Here is an 18687-nt window from a genome sequence, read left to right on the forward strand (position 1 = left end):
CGTTCAGGGATGTGACGGTGGGCTGGTGTGCTTACAGGTGGGCGTAGACGTCGTCCAGGGAGATGCCGCGGGCGACCATCATCACCTGGAGGTGGTACAGCAGCTGGGAGATCTCCTCGGCAGCCGCCTCCTTGCCCTCGTACTCGGCGGCCATCCAGACCTCGGCGGCCTCTTCGACGACCTTCTTGCCGATGGCGTGGACACCCTTGCCGACCAGCTCTGCGGTACGGGAGGTGGCGGGATCGCCGTGGGCGGCCTTGTGCTGCAGCTCGGTGAAGAGCTGCTCGAACGTCTTCTTGGACATGGTGATGCCCACCCTACGCGGTGTGCGGGGCTCCTCAGTGCCAGGGTTCGGATACTGAGCGGAGCGTCACCGCGGTCGAGACCGCCGCGGTCACCGCCTCGTGGCCCTTATCCTCGTTCGAGCCCTCGATGCCGGCCCGGTCCAGGGCCTGCTCCTCGGTGTCGCAGGTGAGTACGCCGAAGCCGACGGGGACGCCTGTGTCGATGGACACCTGGGTGAGGCCCTGGGTGACGCCCTGGCACACGTAATCGAAGTGGGGGGTGCCGCCGCGGATGACGACGCCGAGGGCGACGACCGCGTCGTAGCCGCGGCCCGCGAGGACCTTCGCGGCGACCGGAAGCTCGAAGCTGCCGGGTACCCGGAGCAGGGTCGGCTCGTCGATCCCCAGCTCGTGCAGGGCGCGCAGCGCGCCGTTCACCAGACCGTCCATCACCTTCTCGTGCCACTGCGCCGCGATGACGGCGACCCTGAGGTCGCTCGCGTTGCGTACGGACAGTTCCGGTGCACCCTTGCCGCTCACGTCTCTCCTAAGTCGGTTCTTGCTTACTGGTTGCCGCAGGTGGCCGCGGGGGCGGCCACGGAGGCTGTCACGGACGCGGCGGCGGAGGCCGTCGCGGCCGACGTGTCCAGCCAGGGCAGGTCGTGCCCCATCCGGTCCCGCTTGGTACGCAGGTAGCGGAGGTTGTGCTCGCCCGCCTGCACGGCCATCGGCTCACGGCCGTTGACCTTCAGGCCGTTGCGCTCCAGCGCGTCGGTCTTGTCGGGATTGTTGGTCATCAGGCGGACGCTGCGCACGCCGAGGTCGGCGAGGATCTGCGCACCCGCACCGTAGTCGCGGGCGTCGGCGGGCAGGCCCAGTTCGAGGTTGGCGTCCAGGGTGTCCCGGCCGCGTTCCTGGAGTTCGTAGGCGCGCAGCTTGGACAGCAGGCCGATGCCGCGTCCCTCGTGTCCGCGCAGGTAGACGACGACGCCCCGGCCCTCGTCGTGGATGCGGTCCAGGGCGGCGTCCAGCTGCGGGCCGCAGTCGCAGCGCAGGGAGCGGAAGACGTCGCCGGTGAGGCACTCGGAGTGGAGCCGGACCAGGATGTCCTCGCCGCCCGCGATCTCGCCGTGGACGAGGGCGACGTGCTCGACGCCGTCGACGGTGGACCGGTAGCCGTAGGCGGTGAAGGTGCCGTGCGCGGTGGGCAGGTGGACCTCGGCCTCACGGCGGACGGTGGGCTCGTTGCTGCGGCGGTAGGCGATCAGGTCCTCGATGGAGATGATCGTCAGGCCGTGCTTGCGGGCGAAGGGGATGAGCTCGGGCAGGCGCAGCATGCGTCCGTCCTCGCCGGCGATCTCCACGATGGCGCCGACCGGCCGCAGGCCCGCGAGCCGGGCGAGGTCGACGGCGGCCTCGGTGTGGCCGTTGCGGACGAGGACGCCACCGGGCCGGGCGCGCAGCGGGAAGATGTGGCCGGGGCGGACGAAGTCGGACGGCTCGGCCGTGCCGCTCGCGAGCAGCTGAAGCGTGGTCGCCCGGTCGAAGCCCGAGATGCCGGTGGTCACGCCGTGTGCGGCGGTGGCGTCCACGGAGACGGTGAACGCGGTCTTCATCGACTCGGTGTTGTCCTCGACCATCTGCGGGAGCTGCAGCCGGTCGAGTTCCTCGCCCTCCATGGGGGCACAGATCAGGCCACGGCATTCGCTCATCATGAAGGCGACGATCTCGGGGGTCGCCTTCTCGGCGGCGATGACGAGGTCGCCCTCGTTCTCGCGGTCCTCGTCGTCCACGACGACCACCGGGCGGCCGAGGGCGATGTCGGCGATGGCCTGCTCGACCGGGTCGAGCGTGAAGTCCTCGATGTCGTCGTCGGTGCCGTACAGCGCGGGGGCCGAGGTCATGCCGGTGCTCCTTCCAGGACGGGCTGCGGGCTCGTGCGGGAGCGCAGCCACCAGTCGCGCAGGCCCCACAGGACGAGCGCGCCGTAGATGACGTAGACGAAGCCGGAGAAGGCGTAGCCGTTGGTGAAGTTGAGGGGGACGCCGACGAGGTCGACGAGCAGCCAGGCGATCCAGAACTCGACCATGCCCTTGGCCTGGGCGTACATGGCGACGATGGTGCCGACGAAGATGTAGGCGTCCGGCCAGGGGTCCCAGGACAGGTTCGGGTAGGCCTTGAAGAGCAGGGCGACGGCGACCGTGCCGGCGCCGGCCGCGGCGAGCATGGCCGTGCGCTCGGGCCAGGTGGCGAACCGTACGGTGATCCGGCCGTCGCCGTCCTCGCCCGCGCCGCGCCGCCACTGCCACCAGCCGTAGAGCGCGACGGCCATGACGACGGCCTGCTTGCCGGCGCTGCCGGTCAGGTGGCCGTAGAAGGCGGCGAAGAGGACGAGGCCGGAGAGGAACTGCACGGGCCAGGTCCACAGCGAGCGGCGCCAGCCGAGGGCGAGGGTGATCAGGCCCAGGATGTTGCCGGTCATGTCCGACCAGATGATGTGCTGTCCGAGGAGCGTGAACGCCTCGGAGTTGAGCCAGTTCACCGGTCGGCCCCCTGACTGGCGAGGAGCCGCTCGACGTACTTGGCGATGACGTCGACCTCGAGGTTGACCGGGTCGCCGGGCTGCTTCACGCCGAGCGTGGTCAGGGCCAGGGTGGTCGGGATGAGGCTGACGGTGAAGTAGTCCGGGCCGGCCTCCACGACCGTGAGGCTGATGCCGTCGACGGTGATGGAGCCCTTCTCGACGACGTACCGGGCGAGGTCCGCGGGGAGCGAGATCTTCACGATCTCCCAGTTCTCGGAGGGCTTGCGCTCCAGCACCTCGCCGGTGCCGTCGACGTGGCCCTGCACGATGTGCCCGCCGAGGCGTGCGCCGACGGCAGTGGGGCGCTCGAGGTTGACGCGGGAGCCGACGGTGAGTGCGCCCAGGCTGGAGCGGGTCAGCGTCTCGGCCATGACGTCGGCGGTGAACTCGTCGCCCTCGTGTTCGACGACGGTGAGGCAGACCCCGTTCACGGCGATGGAGTCGCCGTGCTGCGCGCCCTCGGTGACGACGGGGCCGCGGAGCCGGAAACGGGAGGAGTCGCCGAGCTTCTCGACGGCGGTGACCTCACCCAGCTCTTCGACGATTCCAGTGAACACTTCCCGGGTCCTCCAGCCTCTTCGGGCGCGGACTCCGGGGCCTGTCGATGACGACAGCATGTACGGGTGGACACACCGGGAACGTCGCCGAGTTGGGCCCGTCCACGGAGGGACGAACCCGGATACGGCGGCGTGCACACGTGCATGCCCGCCCGCCGCGCACTGCCTCCCATCCGGACTTTAACCGTCGGTCCAGGAATTTCACCTGGTCAACCGGCCGCTGGAAGCGACCGGGTCGCGGACTGTAACCGCCGGTTCGGACTTTCACCGACCCCGGAGTGCGCTGCTTGTGGTACATGGCCAGTTTGCCACGCCCGATGCCCACTCATACAGGCGAAGGGTGTGGATTCGCTCACAGCGTGTGTCGCCGGGGTTGCACGGAACGCCTCTTCACCCCAACGGCCCTGCGCCTCCGAGGTGTTGAGGGACCGGGCAATCAGTGCCCGAACCATTGACCATATTGGTCTAGTCCTCTTATGGTGCGGGCGCGCCCGGCGGCGGTGACGACACCCCTTGCCCCGCCGTCGGGTTGTCAGGACCGGGTCTTCCGTGACGAAGCACACCGCTTTTGCCACAATTCCGGACATGACGACAATCCTGGTGACCGGCGGGACCGGCACGCTCGGCCGGCTCGTCACGGAGCGGCTGCGGGCAGACGGACACGAGGTGCGGGTGCTGAGCCGGCACAGCCCGCCGTACGCCGTCGACCTGCGTGCGGGCGGTGCCGTTCTGGACACGGCCCTCGCGGGCGTCGAGACGGTGGTGCACTGCGCCAGCACCCAGCGGGGCGGGGACGAACGTGCGGCGGCGAACCTGATCGCGGCGGCACGCCGGGCGGGGGTGGGCCACCTGGTGTACATCTCCATCGTCGGCGTCGACCGGGTGCCCCTCGGCTACTACCGGAGCAAGCTGACGGTGGAGCGGCAGATCGAGGAGTCGGGGCTGGGCTGGACGGTGCTGCGCGCGACCCAGTTCCACGACCTGATGGTCACGCTCCTCCAGGCGCTGGCGAAGCCGCCGGTCATGCCGCTCCCGGCCGGGCTGTCCGACCAGCCGGTGGAGGTGGCCGAAGTGGCGGCCGAACTCGCCGGCTTGGCACTCGCCGCGCCGGCCGGACGGGTGGCGGACCTGGGCGGCCCGGAGGTCCGCACGATGGACTCCCTGGCCCGCGCGTACCTGCGAGCGGCGGACCGGCACCGGACGATCGTGAACGTCCCCCTCTTCGGCAGGACCTACCGCGCCTATCGCACGGGCGCCCACATGGCACCGAAGCGCACGGTGGGCAAGGTGACGTTCGAGGAGTACCTGGCCCGCCGCTTCGGGAACAGCGGACAGCGGGCCTGAAAGCCGCCGCCGGGCAGGGCCGGCACCGCTGCAGCGCTCGGGCGGCGGTGAAGCCTCCGCCCGATCAGCGCCCCGGCGCCACCGCAACCCGCCCCGACCAGCGCTCGGCACGGCCGAGGGCCCCGCCGGAAACAGCACCCGGACCACGCGCCGACACCCACTGGATGCAACGCCCGGACACGCCCGACACCCACGGGAAGCACCGCCCGGACACGCCCGACACCCACGGGAAGCACCGCCCGGACACGACCGACACCCACCGGAAGCAGAGCCCCGACACCGCCGAAAAACCCGTCGGGTTCAGCGCTCCGGCGGTGCGAACAGTTCGTCCTGGGCTCGCTCGCGTGCCGTGAGCAGGGCTCCGCGCAGGACGGCGGTGCCACCGAGGCTGCTCGGACGCACCTCGGTGACCAGGGGGGACATCCGGCGGAGCCGGTCCTCCACCCGGACGGCCAGCGCCGGGCCCCCGGCCTGCCCGATCTCCCCGCCCAGGACCACACATCCGGGATCCAGGATCGCGGCGACGGACGCGGCCCCCACCGCGACGCGGTCCGCGAGGGCGTCCAGGAAACGGTCGGCGTTGCCGCCCGGCGCGGCTGCGGCCCGGGTCACCGCCCCGAGGACGGTCTGCGCCGCTCCCGGCCCGTCCATCGCCGCGTCCGGCACCGGCAGACCGCACTCGGCCGCCAGCGCGCCGATGGCCGCGGCCCCGGCCAGGGAGTGGAATCCGCCGTCGCAGTCGGTCGCGGACGGCAGGCACGCCGTACCGGGGACCGGCAGGAAGCCGATCTCGCCGGTGCCGCCCGAAGCGCCGCGGCGCAGGGCGCCGTCGAGGACGACGGCGGCGCCGACACCGTGCCCGAGCCACAGCAGGACGAAGGTGTCCCGGTCGTGGGCGGCGCCCTCGCGCTGCTCGGCCACCGCGGCCAGGTTGGTCTCGTTCTCGACGGTGATCCGGGCCCCGGGCAGCCGTTCCCGCAGGGCCGAGGCCAGGCGGCGGTGCCAGGCGGGCAGACCGCCGGAGTCGCGGAGGTCGCCGGTGGCGGGGTCGATCAGGCCCGGCGCTCCGATGCCGACGGTGTGGACCCTCCCCCACGCCCGGACATCCTCGTGCGACGGCACCACCATGGAACCGGCCTCCTTCGCGGTGCGCTCCACCGCGGCCACGACCGCCTCCACCGCGGGCCCGGTCCTGGTGTCCTCGCCGATCGGCACGGACGTCTCGGCGAGCACCCGCCCGACGAGGTCGGACACCAGCACGAAGACACCCTCGGTGCGCACGTCGAGGGCGGCGAGGTGGGCGCGATCGGCGACGATGCCGTACAGCCGTGCGTTCGGGCCCCGGCGCACCTCGCCGGACTCGCCGACCACCGTGATCAGGCCGGAGGCGGTGAGCCGTTCGACGAGGTCCGCGACGGTGGGCCGGGACAGTCCGGTCAGCTGCTTCAGCCGCCCTGCCGTCAGCGGGCCCTCCTGCTGCAACAGCCGCAGGGCCAGCCGGTCGTTGATGGCCCGGGCGGTACTGGGTGATGCGGGCATGACGGGAATCCTCCCAGAGACGGCGACCTCGACGGTCCCTATCTATCAGGCAGGGACCCTGATAATTTACGGCGATGTCGCGCGGCGCGGCCGGGAACTCGTGGAGGGGTTGCAACATGAGTGACGTGGGTGAGACGCGCGACGAGGTGATGCGCGCCCGGTACGCGGTGGCGGCCGTGTTCGCCGTGCACGGCGCGGTGACCGGGACCTTCGCGACTCGGGTGCCCTGGATCCAGGAGCACACCTCACTGAGCACCGGCCAGTTGGGGCTCGCCCTTGCGTTCACGGCGTTCGGCGCCTCGTGCTCGATGCCGCTCGCCGGCCGCATCAGCCACCGCTTCGGCAGCCGTACGGCCCTGCGCGGGCTGATCGCGCTGTGGACCCTGTCCCTGGTCCTGCCGTCCTTGGCGCCGAACCTGTACACGCTGTGCCTGGCGATGTTCGTCTACGGCGCGAGCGCGGGCATGGCCGACGTCGCCATGAACGCGCTGGGGGTCGAGGTCGAGCGGCTGCTCGGGAGGTCGGTCATGTCGGGGCTGCACGGCATGTGGAGTGCGGGCGCGCTGACGGGGTCGGCGGCGGGCACGCTCGCCGCGCACCTGGGGTCGGACGCCCGCGTGCACTTCGCGCTCGCGGCGGCCGTCCTCACCGTGCTCGGCGTACTGGCCTGCCGCTGGGTGCCGGACGTGCAGCCCACCGAGGACGAGGAACCGCCCCCTCGGTTCGCGCTGCCGCCCCGCTCGGCGCTGCTGATCGGTGCGGTCGGCTTCTGCGCGGTGTTCGCGGAGGGCGCGAGCCTGGACTGGTCCGCCGTGTTCCTGCGGGACCGGCTGGACAGCTCGGCGGGGCTCGCGGCGGCCTCGACGACCGGCTTCATGCTGACGATGGCGGCGGCCCGGATCGCCGGGGACGCGGTGGTGAACCGCTTCGGCGCGGTCCGCACCGTACGCGCCGGCGGGGTCCTGGCCGCACTGGGCGGCCTGCTGATCGTCCTCGCGGGACACCCGGCGGTGGCCATGGCCGGGTTCGCGCTGATGGGGCTCGGCATCGCCGTGGTCGTACCGCTGTGCTTCGCGGCGGCCGGGCACGCCGGACCCAACCCCAGTCAGGCCATCGCGGGCGTGGCGACGATCACCTACACCTCGGGGCTGGTCGCGCCGAGCCTGATCGGCACGGTGGCCCAGGCGACCAGCCTGGTGGTGTCGTTCTGCCTGGTGACCGCGCTGACGTGCGGACTCGCCGGGTTCGCGGGTGTGCTGCGCACGGCCGGGCGCGGCGCCCGCGGCGAGATCACCGCGCGGGCCGGAGCAGTTCCCGAGCCACGGTCCTGAAGGCGTCGCTCCAGGGGGCCGGGCGCAGGGTCGTGGCGTCCAGCCGGACCAGGACCCGGGTGCCCTGCGCGTAGGTCTGCGTCCCGTCGGCCGAGCAGAAACGGAAGCCGTAGGTCAGGCCCGTGGTGCCGAGCCGCTCCAGCCAGAGGTGGACGGCGTAGAGCCCGGGGCGGGTCACGGGGGCCTCGTAGGTGATGCGCAGCTCGCGTACGGCGTTACAGGCGTCCCCCGCGGCCACCCAGTCGCCGTCGAAGCGGACGCCGTGCTCGTGCCACAGCTCGGTCCAGGCACGCTCGGCCAGCAGCGGGTAGCGGGCGTTGTGCAGGAGGCCGAGCGCGTCGAGGTCGTCGAAGTGGACGGTGACGGGGATCAGCCTGCCGTGGGTGACGGCGGGGGCGATCGGGGCTTCGGCGGTCACGGAGGGGCTCCTGGGCGTCGCGGGGATGCTGCGGTCCCCTCATACTAAGCGACCGCTCAGGAGCACAAGGCGGCGTGTGGGGGCATCGCGCCCGGCCCCTGGTCGTTCGTCGTCGGCTGCCGCCCGTGGTGCGTCTTCAGCCGACCACCTCAAGGAAGGGCTGCCGTTGGGTCCTCGGCGGGGTCGTGCTCGCCTTCCTGACTGCCTTGACTCGGTCCAGGCGCCGAACGGTCCGGGGATCACCGGGTTGGCCGGCAGGGAGGTGAACTTCACGGCCTTCTCCTGCTCGATCGGGTCGCTCGCCGCCACGGCACCGTGCTGGCCGAAGCGCACCCAGCCCGAGAAGCCGTCACGCCTGTTGGTGGAGGATCCCCCAACGAACATCGTCATTCAGTGCGATTCTTGCGGTACAGCAAGGCCCGGGCTGCGTGCTCGCGGATGAAGCCGTCCAGGGTGGTGTCCTGGGCGAGACGGGACAGCTCATCGACTCCCGCTTGCTCGTGCCCTCCCAGCCGGGCGAGAGCCTGGGCCGCGTTGAGACGGGAAGAGCTGTCCAGGGCGGTGTCCTGGGCAAGACGGGACAGCAGGTCGGCTCCCGCTTGCTCGTGGCCTCCCAGCCGGGCGAGAGCCTCGGCCGCGCCCATACGGGTGAAGCCGTCCAGGGCGGTGTCCTGGGCGAGACGGGACAGCTCATTGACTCCCGCTTGTTCATGCCCTTCCAGCCGGGCGAGAGCCATGGCCGCGTATTTGCGGGCGAGGCCGTCGAGAGTGGTGTCCCGAGCAAGGCAGGTCAGTCTGTCGGCTCCCGCTCGCGCCTCGAGTCGGGCGAGATCCTCGGTCGCGTTCGAGCGGGCGAGGCCGTCCAGAGTGGTGTCCCGGGCCAGGCGGAACATCAATTCGGCTCCGGTTTGCTCGTGCCCCTCCAGCGCGGTCAGGGATTCAGCCGCGCACACCCGGTAGAAGCCGTCCAAGGTGGCGTCCTGGGCGAGACGGGACAGCAAGCCGGCTCCGGTTTGCTCGTGCCCCTCCAGCGCGGTCAGGGATTCAGCCGCGCGCACCCGGTAGAAGCCGTCCAAGGTGGTGTCCTGGGCGAGACGGGACAGCAAGCCGGCTCCCACTTGCCCGCAGTCCTGCAGCGCAGCCAGGGCCCGAGCCGCCTCCACCCGGCCGGAGCCGTCCACGGTGGTGTCCTGGGCGAGACGGGACAGCAAGCCGGCTCCCACTTGCCCGCAGTCCTGCAGCGCAGCCAGGGCCCGAGCCGCCTCCACCCGGCCGGAGCCGCGCACGGTGGTGTCCTGGGCGAGACGGGACAGCAGGTCGGCTCCTGCTTGCTCATGCCCCCGAAGCCGGGCAAGAGCCTCGGCCGCAACCGTGCGCTGGGAGTCGTACAGCAGGGTGGTGTCCTGCGCGAGGCGGGACAGCAGGCCGGCTCCGGTTTGCTCGTGCCCCTCCAGCGCGGTCAGGGATTCAGCCGCGCACACCCGGTGGAAGCCGTCCAAGGTGGCGTCCTGGGCGAGACGGGCGAGCTGGTCCGCCGCTGTTTGCTCGTGCCCCTCCAGCCAGGCAAGAGCCTCGGCCGCGTCCACGCGGTAGAAGCCGTGCAAGGTGGTGTCCCGGGCGAGACGGGTCAGTTGCTCGACTCCTGCTTGTTCGTGCCCCTCCAGCCGGGCGAGAGCCTCCGCCGCGCCCACGCGGGAGGGGGGTTTGTGCGTGGTGTCGCCGACGAGGCGGGTGAGCCGGTCGGCTTCCGCCTGCTTGTCCCCACGTAACCGGGCCAGAGCCTCGGCCGCGGTCACGCCGTAAGAGTCGTACCGGACGTCCTCCGCGAGGCGGGCGAGCAGGTCGGCTCCCGCTTGCTCATGCCCCCGGAGCCGGGCGAGTGCCTCGGCCGCGTCCACGCGGCAGAAGCCGCCCTCCAGGTAGCTGGTGTCCTGGGCGAGACGGGTCAGTTGCTCGACCCCTGCTTGTTCGTGCCCCTCCAGCCGGGCGAGAGCCTCCGCCGCCTCCACGCGGAAGCGGGGGTGACGCGTGGTGTCGTCGGCGAGGCGGGTGAGCCGGTCGGCTTCCGCCTGCTTGTCCCCACGTAGCCGGACCAGGGCTTCCGTTGCACGGCTACGGGCAAGGTCGCTGAGAGTGGTGTCCCCGGCGAGGCAGGAAAGTTGCTCGGCCCCCGCACGGGCATCCAACTGGGCCAGGGTGTCGGCGGCACGCACACGAAAACCACTGGCCAGGGAGGTGTCCTGGGCGAGGCGGGTCAGCCGTGCAGCCCCTCTGGGTGCGTCGAGCCGGGCAAGCTCCGTGGCTGCTGCCAGGCGGTCGCTGTCCTCCCTGATTCCTTCGCTGAGATCGAATGCCCACTGCACGCCTCTCGCGAAAATATCTATCAACAAGGCCGCGTCCAGGCGGTCTGAGTGGTGCAAAGTGCTGTCCTGGGTGGCGAGACTGACCAGTTGTGCAATTCCCTCCCGTGCGTTCACCTTGCCCAGGGCATGGGCGGCGCGCACGCGGTGCCAGCCGTCCAGGGCACTGTCATCGGGGATGAGGACGGTCAGTATGCCGACTCCCGTTTGCTCGTACCCCTCCATCCGGGCAAGGGCCTCGGCCGCCGCGACGCGGGAGGAGCCGTACACGGTGGTGTCCTGGGCGAGGCGGGCGAGCAGGTCGGCTCCCGTTTGCTCGTACCCCGGGAGCGGGGTCAGGGACCAGGCGGCCTCGATGCGGTCGCGGTCGTCCGCGGTGGTGTCCTGGGCGAGGCGGGTGAGCCATACGGCCGTCATGTCGTCGGGGAGGGCGGTCCCCGATCGCACCAGCCACAAGAGGACTTTCCCGGCCTCCAAGCCTCCGCGGGCGGTGACGTCGTCCAGGTGTTGGAGGGTCTGGGTGGCGATCTGGTCGCGGGGAGCGAGGAGGCAGTCGATAAGGAAGAGCAGGTACGAGACGTCCGGGTCCGGTGGCTCCCAGTGGTCCTCGGCCGTGGTGCCCTGCGCGGGGAACAAGGTGTGCAGAAGCTGGGTGCGGGTTTCCTCGGTGCGGGTGGCGTGGCGGGCTGCGTGGTATTCGAGGTGGGTCTTGTGGAGGAAGTGGAAGTCGCCTGTGTGCTGGGTCAGCAGGCCGGTGGGGCGCAGGAGGTCGCCGAGGAAGGCGTTCCACAGGTGTTCTTTGATTTTCGCGGGGCGTGGGGTGGGCAGGAGTTGAGCGCACAGGGCGAGGGTGGGGGTGGTGTTGCCGTTGATCTTTTCGTGCGCCAGGTGGTCGATCAGCTCGGGCAGGTGGTCGCGTACGTGCTGGGCGGCGTGGTCGGCGGCCTGGAGGTCTTTGGGGATCTGGTGGTGGCTCTTGAGGGCTTGGATCGCCTGCTCATGGATGCGGGTGATGTTCTTGTGGGTGTTCTGCTCGTAGACCAGCTCGATGAATGCCTGGTAGGCGCCGATGCGGCCTGATGGCAGGGGTTTGCTGGGGTCGGCGGCGTACAACTGGCAGAGCATGCTGGCCATGAGCGGGGTGCGGGCCAGCTCGTCGAGCCCGGGCTGGAGCTGGTCGGTGAACGCGCTGGCGTGACGCTCTGGTTCGTCCAGGGTGTGGAACCATGCCTCGGCGTAGTCGTGCAAGTCCTGGCGGGTGAAGGGCAGCAGTTCGAAGCGGGGTACCTGCGTGCCGAGGGTGTCGAGTTCCCCTGGGGGCAGGGGGCGGGTGGCCACGACGAACCGGTACAGCGCCGGCTCGGCCGCGGCTGCTGCGGTCAGTGTCCGCAGCACGGTGCCGCGGTGGTGCCGGTCGGGGAGTTCGTCGAGGCCGTCGACCATCACCAGCCAGGGCACCCCGGTACGCGGCTGGCGGCGGAAGAAGCCCGCGTCCAGCTCGTCCAGCAGCCCGAACTGCCCAAGGGCGGCGGTGGTGGCGGTAGCCAGGGCTTTGGGCAGCGGGTCGGTGCCGGTAAGGGCATCGGCGCTGACCACGACTGGGACGGTGCCGCCGGGGATTTCGCCGAGCCAGCGGCCGGCGGAGTCGGCCAGGTGGACGCGCAGCAGGCTCGACTTGCCGCCCCCGGGGCCGGCCAGGAGCACGCAGATGCTGTTGCGCGTGGAGAAGACCTCGTCGGCAGGTATCGGGGAACCGGCTGTGCCTGCTGCCACCGCGGCGCCGGCGACGCCCGTGGGGCTGTTGGCTTTCGGGGTGGGGATACGGGTCTGCTGGCGTACATAGACCTGGGCCAGCGGGGGCAGGCCCGCATCGCCCATGACACCGGGGTAGGGATGCTGTGTGGCGGCATCCCGCGCGGCCTGCAAATACTGAATCAGCCGTCGCGGACCAGACGCCGCAGGCGCGTTCGAGGCATCCCGTGTCCCGGTCTGTTTCCGGGCATCGCGTGTCCGGGCCTGCTCCCACCGCGTCTGCCATAACTCCTTGGTACTGGTCCACTTGCCTGTGGCTTTGGCCCGTTCCAGGCCGGTCAGCCGATGCTCGGGAGTGTTCCCGGCCCATTCCAGAAGGACGCGGACCAGCGCCCACAAGGGCTGGAAGTCCCTCGCCGGACTGCCCTGTTCGAACCAGCCGCCGACCGTGGTGGTCGACAGCCTGCGCAGCCCGTCACGCTGCAGCCGACGGCTGGCCTCGTCGATCGCGTCCTTGCGCGTGCGCCCGCTCTGGAGCGCCCGCATCTCCAGGTCCCGCAGCTCGTCCCGCAGTACCTGTCGTCCCGCGCTGAGGCCCTCCGGGCCGGTCACTGACTGACCTCCGGGCCGTCCGCGCGTCCGGCGGATCCGGCCGCACGGCAACCGGGCAGGGGCGTGACCTGGTCTTTTGATGCCCATATCCGGTCGGTCCGGTACAGGTTCACCCTCGTGGCCTGGTCCTTTGCACTAGCTCTCGGGCGCTGCCGGATCGGGCGGCCGAGAATGCGGAGGGATCTGATGGACGTCATGGTCTGGGCTTTGGTGCCGGTGGCGGGCATGGTGGTCGTGGCCACTGCGGCCGTGCTCATCGCGGTCATCGCGCTGAAGGGCACCGCCGCGCGAGAGCGCGCCCATATCCTGCGTGCTGCCGCCGAGCTGGTCCGCGCTGTGCGCGGGCAGCGGTGAAGGCGCTCGCGCCCCGGCAACGGCCGCATCCGTGTCACCGCCCGCTCCCGGCAGGTGCGGTCTCCCCAAGGTGCAGGCGGGTGCCGGGTTCGAAGCGGACTTCGCCGTAGGGGCGGACGTGGTGCCGGAACAGCGGGGTCGGCCCGCGCCGGCCGTCCCGGGTGAGCAGCCCGGACCAGGCAGGTTCAGCGAGGACGGCCTGGAGCATCAGGGTGTTGACGTACACCAGGGACGCCTGAAGGATCCGCAGGCGCAGCGCGGCCATCTCCACCTCTTCACGCCGGTTGGTGGAGATCTCCCCGCTTTTGCCATAGCAGTAAACCGTGTTCGCCCGGTTCCAGGACTCCACCCTTCAGGCCCTCCTCGATCTGGCGTTGGAGGCCGCGGTCGCGAAGGCAGGCCGAGTCCACCGAGCCTGAAGGCCCACGACGCCTCGAGGTACCCGGCCGGGTCCATGAACGGGCGCCCGGTGTTCCCTCGATCCGGCGAAGCGCCGGGCCGGTCGGCACGCCCGTCGGCCCGCGGCTGGGACCCTTCCCCCATGGCGCAGTTGGAACACCTCACCACGTCCGTCGACGCCGTCGTCCGCCGCATGCGCGCACTCGACGCGTCCCTGCCCGAGTGGGACGGGGTCGCCGTGTTCAACCGTGTCTACCTCGCCGTCACCGAGGAGGTCGACCGGCGCCTGGAGGCCGGGGAGTTCCCGGACGCGCGAGCGGCGAGCACGCTGGACGTGCGGTTCGCCGAGCGGTATCTGGCGGCGGTCGTCGCGGCGGACGCGGATCGCCGTCCGCCCGCCTGCTGGCGCCCGCTGTTCCAGCTCCGCCGCCATCCCGGCGTACGGCCGCTGCAGTTCGCGCTGGCGGGCGTCAACGCGCACATCGGCCACGACCTGGCCCTCGCGGTGGTCGACACCTGTCACGCGCTCGGCTGCGAACCGGCCGACCTGGAGGACGAGTTCGACCGCGTGGGCGAACTCCTGGTCTCGCTGGAGGAGCGCATCCGCGAGGATCTGATGCCGGGCCCCGACCTGTTGCAGATCGCCGACCCGCTCACTCATCTACTGGGTTCGTGGAGCCTGGAACGGGCCCGGGACGCGACCTGGGCGGCGGCCCGCGCGCTGTGGGCGCTGCGCCGCTGCGAGGACGTCGCCGAGGAGTTCACCGAACGGCTGGACGCGGCGGTGGGCTTCGCCGGGCGGATGCTGCTGACCCCTCTGCCCGGCTGACGGGGTCCTCCTCCACCGGACCTGGCCTGATCCTTTCGCCGCGCGCCGCCTGTGGAAATCCCTTGAGATCACCGTACGTTGACCGGCCGGTATCCGATCGCAGAGGAGCGGTGGTATGGCGACCAGGCTCGGCCTCAGTCTTCCCCAGATGCAGCAGTACTCCCTCGGCAGGGACGTGGCCGACGTGGCACGCGCCGCCGAGGAGATCGGCTACGACAGCCTGTGGGTCTTCGAGCGGGCGCTGTTCCCCGAACCCGCCACCCAGGGGTTGTTCGGCATCGAGGGCATGCCCTGGCCCGACCAGTACCGGGGTGTGGCGGACCCGCTGGTCACGCTGACCCTCGCGGCAGCGGCCACCGAGCGGGCCCGGCTCGGCTCCAGCGTGCTGGTCGCACCGCTGCACGTGCCGTTCCAGCTCGCCAAGGCCCTTGCGACGCTGGACGCGGCGAGCGGCGGCCGGGTGATCGCGGGCTTCGGCACCGGCTGGTCCCTGGACGAGTACGCGGCATCCGCCGTCCGGCCCTTCGAGGAGCGCGGGGCCGTGCTGGACGAGGTCATCGAGGTGTGCCGGAAGGTGTGGGGGCCGGATCCGGTCGTCCACGACGGCAGGATCACCAAGATCGCCTCCGCGGTGGTCGGGCCCAAGCCGGCCCGGCCGATACCGATCATGCTCGCCGCGGGCAACAAGCGGGCCAAGCGGCGCCTCGTGGACCACGCCGACGGCTGGCTGCCGGTCGCCCTCGGGGCCGGGAAGCTTGCCGCCGAGTGGCGCGAGCTGCAGGAACTGGCCGAGGAACGGGGCCGTACGGAGCCGATCCGGACGGTCCTCCGGGTGAACAGCAGCTGGCGGTCCAAGCCGTACGAGGGAGCGGACCGGATGCCCTTCCAGGGGGACGTGGAACAGATCGTCGAGGATCTGGCGGAGTACGCACAGGTCGGCCTGGACGAGATCATGCTCGACCTCCAGAACCTCGCGCGGGACGCGGAGGAACTGAAGGACATCGCCGCCGAGGTGTTCGAGAAGGCGCGGGCGGCCGGAGTCTGAGGCCGGCCGCCCGCGCCTTGGTTGGTGCCCGCTGGACCTGGTCGGATCTGGTCGGGTCCAGTCGGGTCCGGTCGGATGCCGGTCAGTCCTCGGGCAGTTCCACCGGGGCGATCTCGTCGTAGCGGTCGCCCGGGCCCGGGTTGGCCGGGTCGGTGGCTCCGCCGAAGTGGTGCATGACGCCCCAGACCGCGTTCAGCGCGGTCTGGATCGCGCCCTCGGCCCAGCCTGCGGTCCAGGAGATGTCGTCGCCGGCGAGGAAGATGCCCCGCTTGTCCTCGGGCAGCCGGTCCTGCATGAAGTGCGTGAACAGGCGCCGCTGGTAGCGGTAGTGGCCGGGCAGGTTGGCCTTGAACGCGCCCATGAAGTAGGGCTCGTTCTCCCAGGAGACGGTCACCGGGTTGCCGATGATGTGCTTCCTGATGTCTACCTTCGGGTAGATCTCGCCGAGCGACTTCAGCATGACCTCCATCCGCTCGTTCGCGGACAGCGGCAGCCACTTCAGGCTGTCGTCGCACCAGGTGTAGGACAGGCAGATCACGGCGGGCTTGTCCGGGCCGTCGTCCAGCAGGTAGGTGCCGCGGGTCATGCGGTCGGTGAGCGTCATCGACATGACGTCCCGGCCGGTCTCCTCGTCCTTGTCCAGCCAGAACGGACGGTCCACGGGCACGAACAGCTTCGAGGACTCCATGTAGTGGGTGCGCTCGATCGCGGTCCAGTGGTCGATCGGGAAGAGCGAGTCGTCGCAGGCGATCTTGGACAGCAGCATCCAGGACTGGGCGGTGAAGATGGCCGCCTTGTAGGTGCGGATGTCGCCGTTCGCGTCCGTCACGGTGATCTGGTTGCCCGCGGTGCGGTGCAGCCGGGTCACTGCCGGGCGGGGCTCGCCGTCCACGTGCAGGGACTTCAGCGAGGTGCCGTACGGCCAGTGGACGATCTTCTCCGGCTCGCGCTCCCACAGGCGCAGCGGCAGCTGCTGGGAGCCGCCGACGATGCCGCGGTGGTGGTCGTCGGCCTCGGTGTAGACGACCCGCAGGATCTCCAGGATGGAGTTCGGGAAGTCGGTGTCCCAGCCGCCCGTGCCGAAGCCGACCTGGCCGAAGATCTCGCGGTGCCGGAAGGACTTGAAGGCCTCGGAGTCGCAGAGGAAGCCGTAGAAGGTCTGGTTGTCGAGCTTCTCGACCAGCTTCGCCCAGATCTCGCGGATGCGCGGGACGTCCCGCTCACGCATGGCCCGGTTCATGTCCGAGAAGTCGGCGCCCTCGTCCAGGCACTTGTTCCAGGCGTCGGCCACGTCACGGTAGACCTGGGGCAGGTCGTCGATGGTCTCGGCGTAGTGCGTCTCGCCCTTGAGGTCGACGACGGTCGACGGAGTGGCCTCGGCCAGCGGGTTCGGGAAGGGCTTGGTCTCCAGGCCGACCAGGTCGATGTAGTGCTGGAGGGCGGTGGAGGACGGCGGGAAGCGCATGGCGCCCATCTCGGCGGTCAGCGACTCGTCGCAGCCGTCGAAGCCGACGGTGCGCAGCCGGCCGCCGAGCTGATCGGCCTCGTAGACGACGGGCTTGAGGCCCATCTTCATCAGCTCGTAGGCGGCGACGACGCCGGACAGACCGCCGCCGATGACCGCGACCTCGGTGCCGTGCTCGGTGGCCGGCACCTGGCCGAGGCCCGCCGGGTGGGCGAGGAAGTCGTCGTAGGCGTACGGGAAGTCCGGGCCGAACATGGTGATCGGCGGCTGCTGCTCGTCGGCGTGTTCGACGGCGTTGGGCACCGTGGACGTCATGGGGTACGGACTCCTTGCGCGTGGTGAAACTGGGGGAGCTGTGGTAAGGGGTCGCTCAGACCAGGGACCCGTACAGGCCGGGGCGGCGGTCCTTCAGGTACGGGTTGCCTTCCCGGGACGCAGCCAGGAAGGCGGGGTCGGCATCGGCGAACACCAGCTGCTCGGCGCGTCCGGCGCGGGTGCGGGCGATGCCGTCCGGCCCGGCGAGGGTGGAGAGCCCGACGAACTCGAACTCCCCTTCCTGACCGACCCGGTTGACGTACGCGACGTACATCTGGTTCTCGAAGGCGCGCACCGGGACCACCGACTCGGCGACGAACTGGAAGGGGTGCATCTGCGCGGTCGGGACGACGAGGAGGTCGGTGCCGGCCAGCGCGTGGGCGCGGACGTTCTCCGGGAACTCGACGTCGTAACAGATCATCAGGCCCACGGTCAGGCCGTTCAGCTCGGCCTGGACGACCGGCTGCCCGCCCGGCGTGAAGTGGTCGCGCTCGAAGCAGCCGAAGAGATGGGTCTTGCGGTAGTTCGCGAGCCGGGTGCCGTCGGCGGAGATCAGCTGGGCGGAGTTGTAAACGGTCTCGCCGTCGCGCTCCGGGTAGCCGTAGGCGATGGCCAGGCCGTGCCGGGCGGCGGTCTCGGCGATCGCAGCGGCGGAGTCGCCGTCGGCGGGCTCGGCGAGCCGGGCGATGTCGTCGCCGATCGCGTACCCGGTCAGGAACATCTCCGGTGCGGCCAGCAGCGCGGCGCCCGCGGCGGCGGCACGGCCCGCGGCCTCGTCGAGAACCTTGAGATTCTCGACGATCGAGCCGGGACGGCCGGAGCTCTGGAGCAGGGCGGTGCGCATGCGTGATCCTCACCGGACGGGGGTTGGGGGGCCAGTTAGAAGGTACGGTCGGCGCGCTCGGGCGGACAAGAAGGAGCCGTTGCGCGCCGATGCGCGGATCGTTGCGTGCGAGGGGGGTCGGACGGCGATTCGTTGCGTGCCCTCGGTAGGGGTTTCCCCGACCTGCCTCTGGATCCCCTTCCGGAACACCTTCCGGAACCCTTCCGGAACCCCTTGTGGTTGTCCTTGTGGTGCTCCTTGTGGGTTCTGGCAGGTGTTCTTCCGCTCCCTCTAGATCTGCTTCAGGCGCTCCACGATCTCCTTGAGCAGCCCCGGGTCGGCCGCCGGTCCGCTGGGCAGCACGCGGCGGGGCGCGTCGATGCGGATGTGGCCGGACTCGGCGAGGTCGCCGAGCAGGACGCGGACGACGGTCAGGGGCAGGTCAGCGTCCGCGGCCAGCTCGACCACGGGGCGCGGGCCGCGCAGGACGAGATCGAGGAGCGCGGCACGGGCGTGGTCGATGCCGGGCCCTCCCGCCTCGGTGTCCACCGCGGTGACCTGCGACATCAGGTCGATGGCATGCCGACCCGGGGGCCGGGTGCGGCCCCCGGTCACCGTGTAGGGGCGCACCATCGACCCGGTCTCGTCCTCGTACCAGTGCTCGTCGTTCACCGCG

At 71.0% G+C, this 18687-nt stretch carries 17 protein-coding genes and 1 riboswitch; of the genes, 5 read left to right on the forward strand and 12 right to left on the reverse strand.

Annotation, left to right across the window (positions count from 1 at the left end; genetic code table 11):
* Positions 1 to 31 precede the first annotated feature (31 nt).
* The 5 genes from K7G59_RS21575 to K7G59_RS21595 are packed head-to-tail and all read right to left on the reverse strand — an operon-like array spanning position 32 to position 3425.
* A complete protein-coding gene (locus K7G59_RS21575) occupies positions 32 to 304 on the reverse strand; it encodes a phosphoribosyl-ATP diphosphatase (protein ID WP_225836656.1) in 273 nt (90 codons plus the stop codon).
* Positions 305 to 338: 34 nt separating this feature from the next.
* Complete coding sequence (gene ribH / locus K7G59_RS21580) at positions 339 to 824, reverse strand: 6,7-dimethyl-8-ribityllumazine synthase (RefSeq protein WP_225836657.1); 486 nt, start codon at positions 822 to 824, stop codon at positions 339 to 341.
* Positions 825 to 847: 23 nt separating this feature from the next.
* The gene (locus K7G59_RS21585; protein WP_225836658.1) at positions 848 to 2188 is read right to left on the reverse strand and encodes a bifunctional 3,4-dihydroxy-2-butanone-4-phosphate synthase/GTP cyclohydrolase II; all 1341 of its coding nucleotides are present in this window, start codon (positions 2186 to 2188) and stop codon (positions 848 to 850) included.
* Complete coding sequence (locus tag K7G59_RS21590; RefSeq protein ID WP_225836659.1) at positions 2185 to 2826, reverse strand: nicotinamide mononucleotide transporter family protein; 642 nt, start codon at positions 2824 to 2826, stop codon at positions 2185 to 2187. The genes K7G59_RS21585 and K7G59_RS21590 overlap by 4 nt, the downstream gene beginning before the upstream one ends.
* A complete protein-coding gene (locus K7G59_RS21595) occupies positions 2823 to 3425 on the reverse strand; it encodes a riboflavin synthase (RefSeq protein ID WP_225836660.1) in 603 nt (200 codons plus the stop codon). Before K7G59_RS21595 ends, K7G59_RS21590 begins: the two co-directional genes overlap by 4 nt.
* Positions 3426 to 3580: 155 nt before the next feature.
* A riboswitch (FMN riboswitch) is annotated at positions 3581 to 3711 on the reverse strand.
* Positions 3712 to 4010: 299 nt separating this feature from the next.
* Between K7G59_RS21595 and K7G59_RS21600 the strand changes: the two genes are divergently transcribed.
* Complete coding sequence (locus tag K7G59_RS21600; protein ID WP_225836661.1) at positions 4011 to 4769, forward strand: SDR family oxidoreductase; 759 nt, start codon at positions 4011 to 4013, stop codon at positions 4767 to 4769.
* A 300-nt stretch (positions 4770 to 5069) separates the two neighbouring features.
* On the opposite strand, the gene K7G59_RS21605 is transcribed toward K7G59_RS21600, so the two are convergent.
* Positions 5070 to 6308: an ROK family transcriptional regulator gene (locus K7G59_RS21605; RefSeq protein WP_225836662.1), complete on the reverse strand. Its 1239-nt coding sequence runs from the start codon at positions 6306 to 6308 to the stop codon at positions 5070 to 5072.
* Positions 6309 to 6424: 116 nt separating this feature from the next.
* Here K7G59_RS21605 and K7G59_RS21610 point away from each other — a divergent pair, with 116 nt between their 5' ends.
* The gene (locus K7G59_RS21610) at positions 6425 to 7639 is read left to right on the forward strand and encodes an MFS transporter (RefSeq protein ID WP_225836664.1); all 1215 of its coding nucleotides are present in this window, start codon (positions 6425 to 6427) and stop codon (positions 7637 to 7639) included.
* Here K7G59_RS21610 and K7G59_RS21615 read toward each other — a convergent pair.
* Both K7G59_RS21615 and K7G59_RS21620 read right to left on the reverse strand, forming a co-directional pair.
* On the reverse strand, positions 7599 to 8057 hold the full coding sequence (locus K7G59_RS21615) for a thioesterase family protein (RefSeq protein WP_225836666.1): 459 nt from the start codon (positions 8055 to 8057) through the stop codon (positions 7599 to 7601). The genes K7G59_RS21610 and K7G59_RS21615 overlap by 41 nt on opposite strands.
* Positions 8058 to 8443: 386 nt before the next feature.
* On the reverse strand, positions 8444 to 12781 hold the full coding sequence (locus tag K7G59_RS21620) for a hypothetical protein (protein ID WP_225836668.1): 4338 nt from the start codon (positions 12779 to 12781) through the stop codon (positions 8444 to 8446).
* Positions 12782 to 12976: 195 nt separating this feature from the next.
* On the opposite strand from K7G59_RS21620, the gene K7G59_RS21625 reads away from it, so the two are divergent.
* Complete coding sequence (locus tag K7G59_RS21625; RefSeq protein ID WP_225836669.1) at positions 12977 to 13135, forward strand: hypothetical protein; 159 nt, start codon at positions 12977 to 12979, stop codon at positions 13133 to 13135.
* 34 nt (positions 13136 to 13169) lie between these two features.
* Here the strand turns inward: K7G59_RS21625 and K7G59_RS21630 are convergent, their stop codons facing one another.
* Positions 13170 to 13484, reverse strand: coding sequence for a transposase (locus K7G59_RS21630; protein WP_225836670.1), 315 nt, complete (start codon positions 13482 to 13484; stop codon positions 13170 to 13172).
* Between the two features lie 192 nt (positions 13485 to 13676).
* On the opposite strand from K7G59_RS21630, the gene K7G59_RS21635 reads away from it, so the two are divergent.
* Together K7G59_RS21635 and K7G59_RS21640 are read left to right on the forward strand one after the other, a co-directional pair.
* On the forward strand, positions 13677 to 14363 hold the full coding sequence (locus K7G59_RS21635) for a DUF5995 family protein (protein WP_225836671.1): 687 nt from the start codon (positions 13677 to 13679) through the stop codon (positions 14361 to 14363).
* A 115-nt stretch (positions 14364 to 14478) separates the two neighbouring features.
* Positions 14479 to 15408, forward strand: coding sequence for an LLM class F420-dependent oxidoreductase (locus K7G59_RS21640; RefSeq protein ID WP_225836672.1), 930 nt, complete (start codon positions 14479 to 14481; stop codon positions 15406 to 15408).
* An 82-nt stretch (positions 15409 to 15490) separates the two neighbouring features.
* Here the strand turns inward: K7G59_RS21640 and K7G59_RS21645 are convergent, their stop codons facing one another.
* The 3 genes from K7G59_RS21645 to K7G59_RS21655 all read right to left on the reverse strand — a co-directional run bounded on the left by K7G59_RS21645 (position 15491) and on the right by K7G59_RS21655 (position 18683).
* Entirely contained in the window at positions 15491 to 17188 is a 1698-nt protein-coding gene (locus K7G59_RS21645) for an NAD(P)/FAD-dependent oxidoreductase (RefSeq protein WP_225836673.1), read from the reverse strand.
* A 55-nt stretch (positions 17189 to 17243) separates the two neighbouring features.
* Complete coding sequence (locus K7G59_RS21650) at positions 17244 to 18032, reverse strand: carbon-nitrogen hydrolase family protein (RefSeq protein WP_225836674.1); 789 nt, start codon at positions 18030 to 18032, stop codon at positions 17244 to 17246.
* 270 nt (positions 18033 to 18302) lie between these two features.
* Positions 18303 to 18683, reverse strand: coding sequence for a DUF742 domain-containing protein (locus tag K7G59_RS21655; RefSeq protein ID WP_225836675.1), 381 nt, complete (start codon positions 18681 to 18683; stop codon positions 18303 to 18305).
* Positions 18684 to 18687 lie beyond the last annotated feature (4 nt).

The organism is Streptomyces sp. NK08204 (assembly GCF_020400585.1).
Lineage (GTDB): Bacteria > Actinomycetota > Actinomycetes > Streptomycetales > Streptomycetaceae > Streptomyces.

Coding starts and splice junctions, on each gene's coding strand:
- K7G59_RS21635 (WP_225836671.1), top strand. CDS start 13,677: ATGGCGCAGTTGGAACACCTCACCACGTCCGTCGACGCCGTCGTCCGC.
- K7G59_RS21610 (WP_225836664.1), top strand. CDS start 6,425: ATGAGTGACGTGGGTGAGACGCGCGACGAGGTGATGCGCGCCCGGTAC.
- K7G59_RS21585 (WP_225836658.1), bottom strand. CDS start 2,188: ATGACCTCGGCCCCCGCGCTGTACGGCACCGACGACGACATCGAGGAC.
- K7G59_RS21650 (WP_225836674.1), bottom strand. CDS start 18,032: ATGCGCACCGCCCTGCTCCAGAGCTCCGGCCGTCCCGGCTCGATCGTC.
- K7G59_RS21645 (WP_225836673.1), bottom strand. CDS start 17,188: ATGACGTCCACGGTGCCCAACGCCGTCGAACACGCCGACGAGCAGCAG.
- K7G59_RS21605 (WP_225836662.1), bottom strand. CDS start 6,308: ATGCCCGCATCACCCAGTACCGCCCGGGCCATCAACGACCGGCTGGCC.
- K7G59_RS21600 (WP_225836661.1), top strand. CDS start 4,011: ATGACGACAATCCTGGTGACCGGCGGGACCGGCACGCTCGGCCGGCTC.
- K7G59_RS21575 (WP_225836656.1), bottom strand. CDS start 304: ATGTCCAAGAAGACGTTCGAGCAGCTCTTCACCGAGCTGCAGCACAAG.
- K7G59_RS21625 (WP_225836669.1), top strand. CDS start 12,977: ATGGTCTGGGCTTTGGTGCCGGTGGCGGGCATGGTGGTCGTGGCCACT.
- K7G59_RS21640 (WP_225836672.1), top strand. CDS start 14,479: ATGGCGACCAGGCTCGGCCTCAGTCTTCCCCAGATGCAGCAGTACTCC.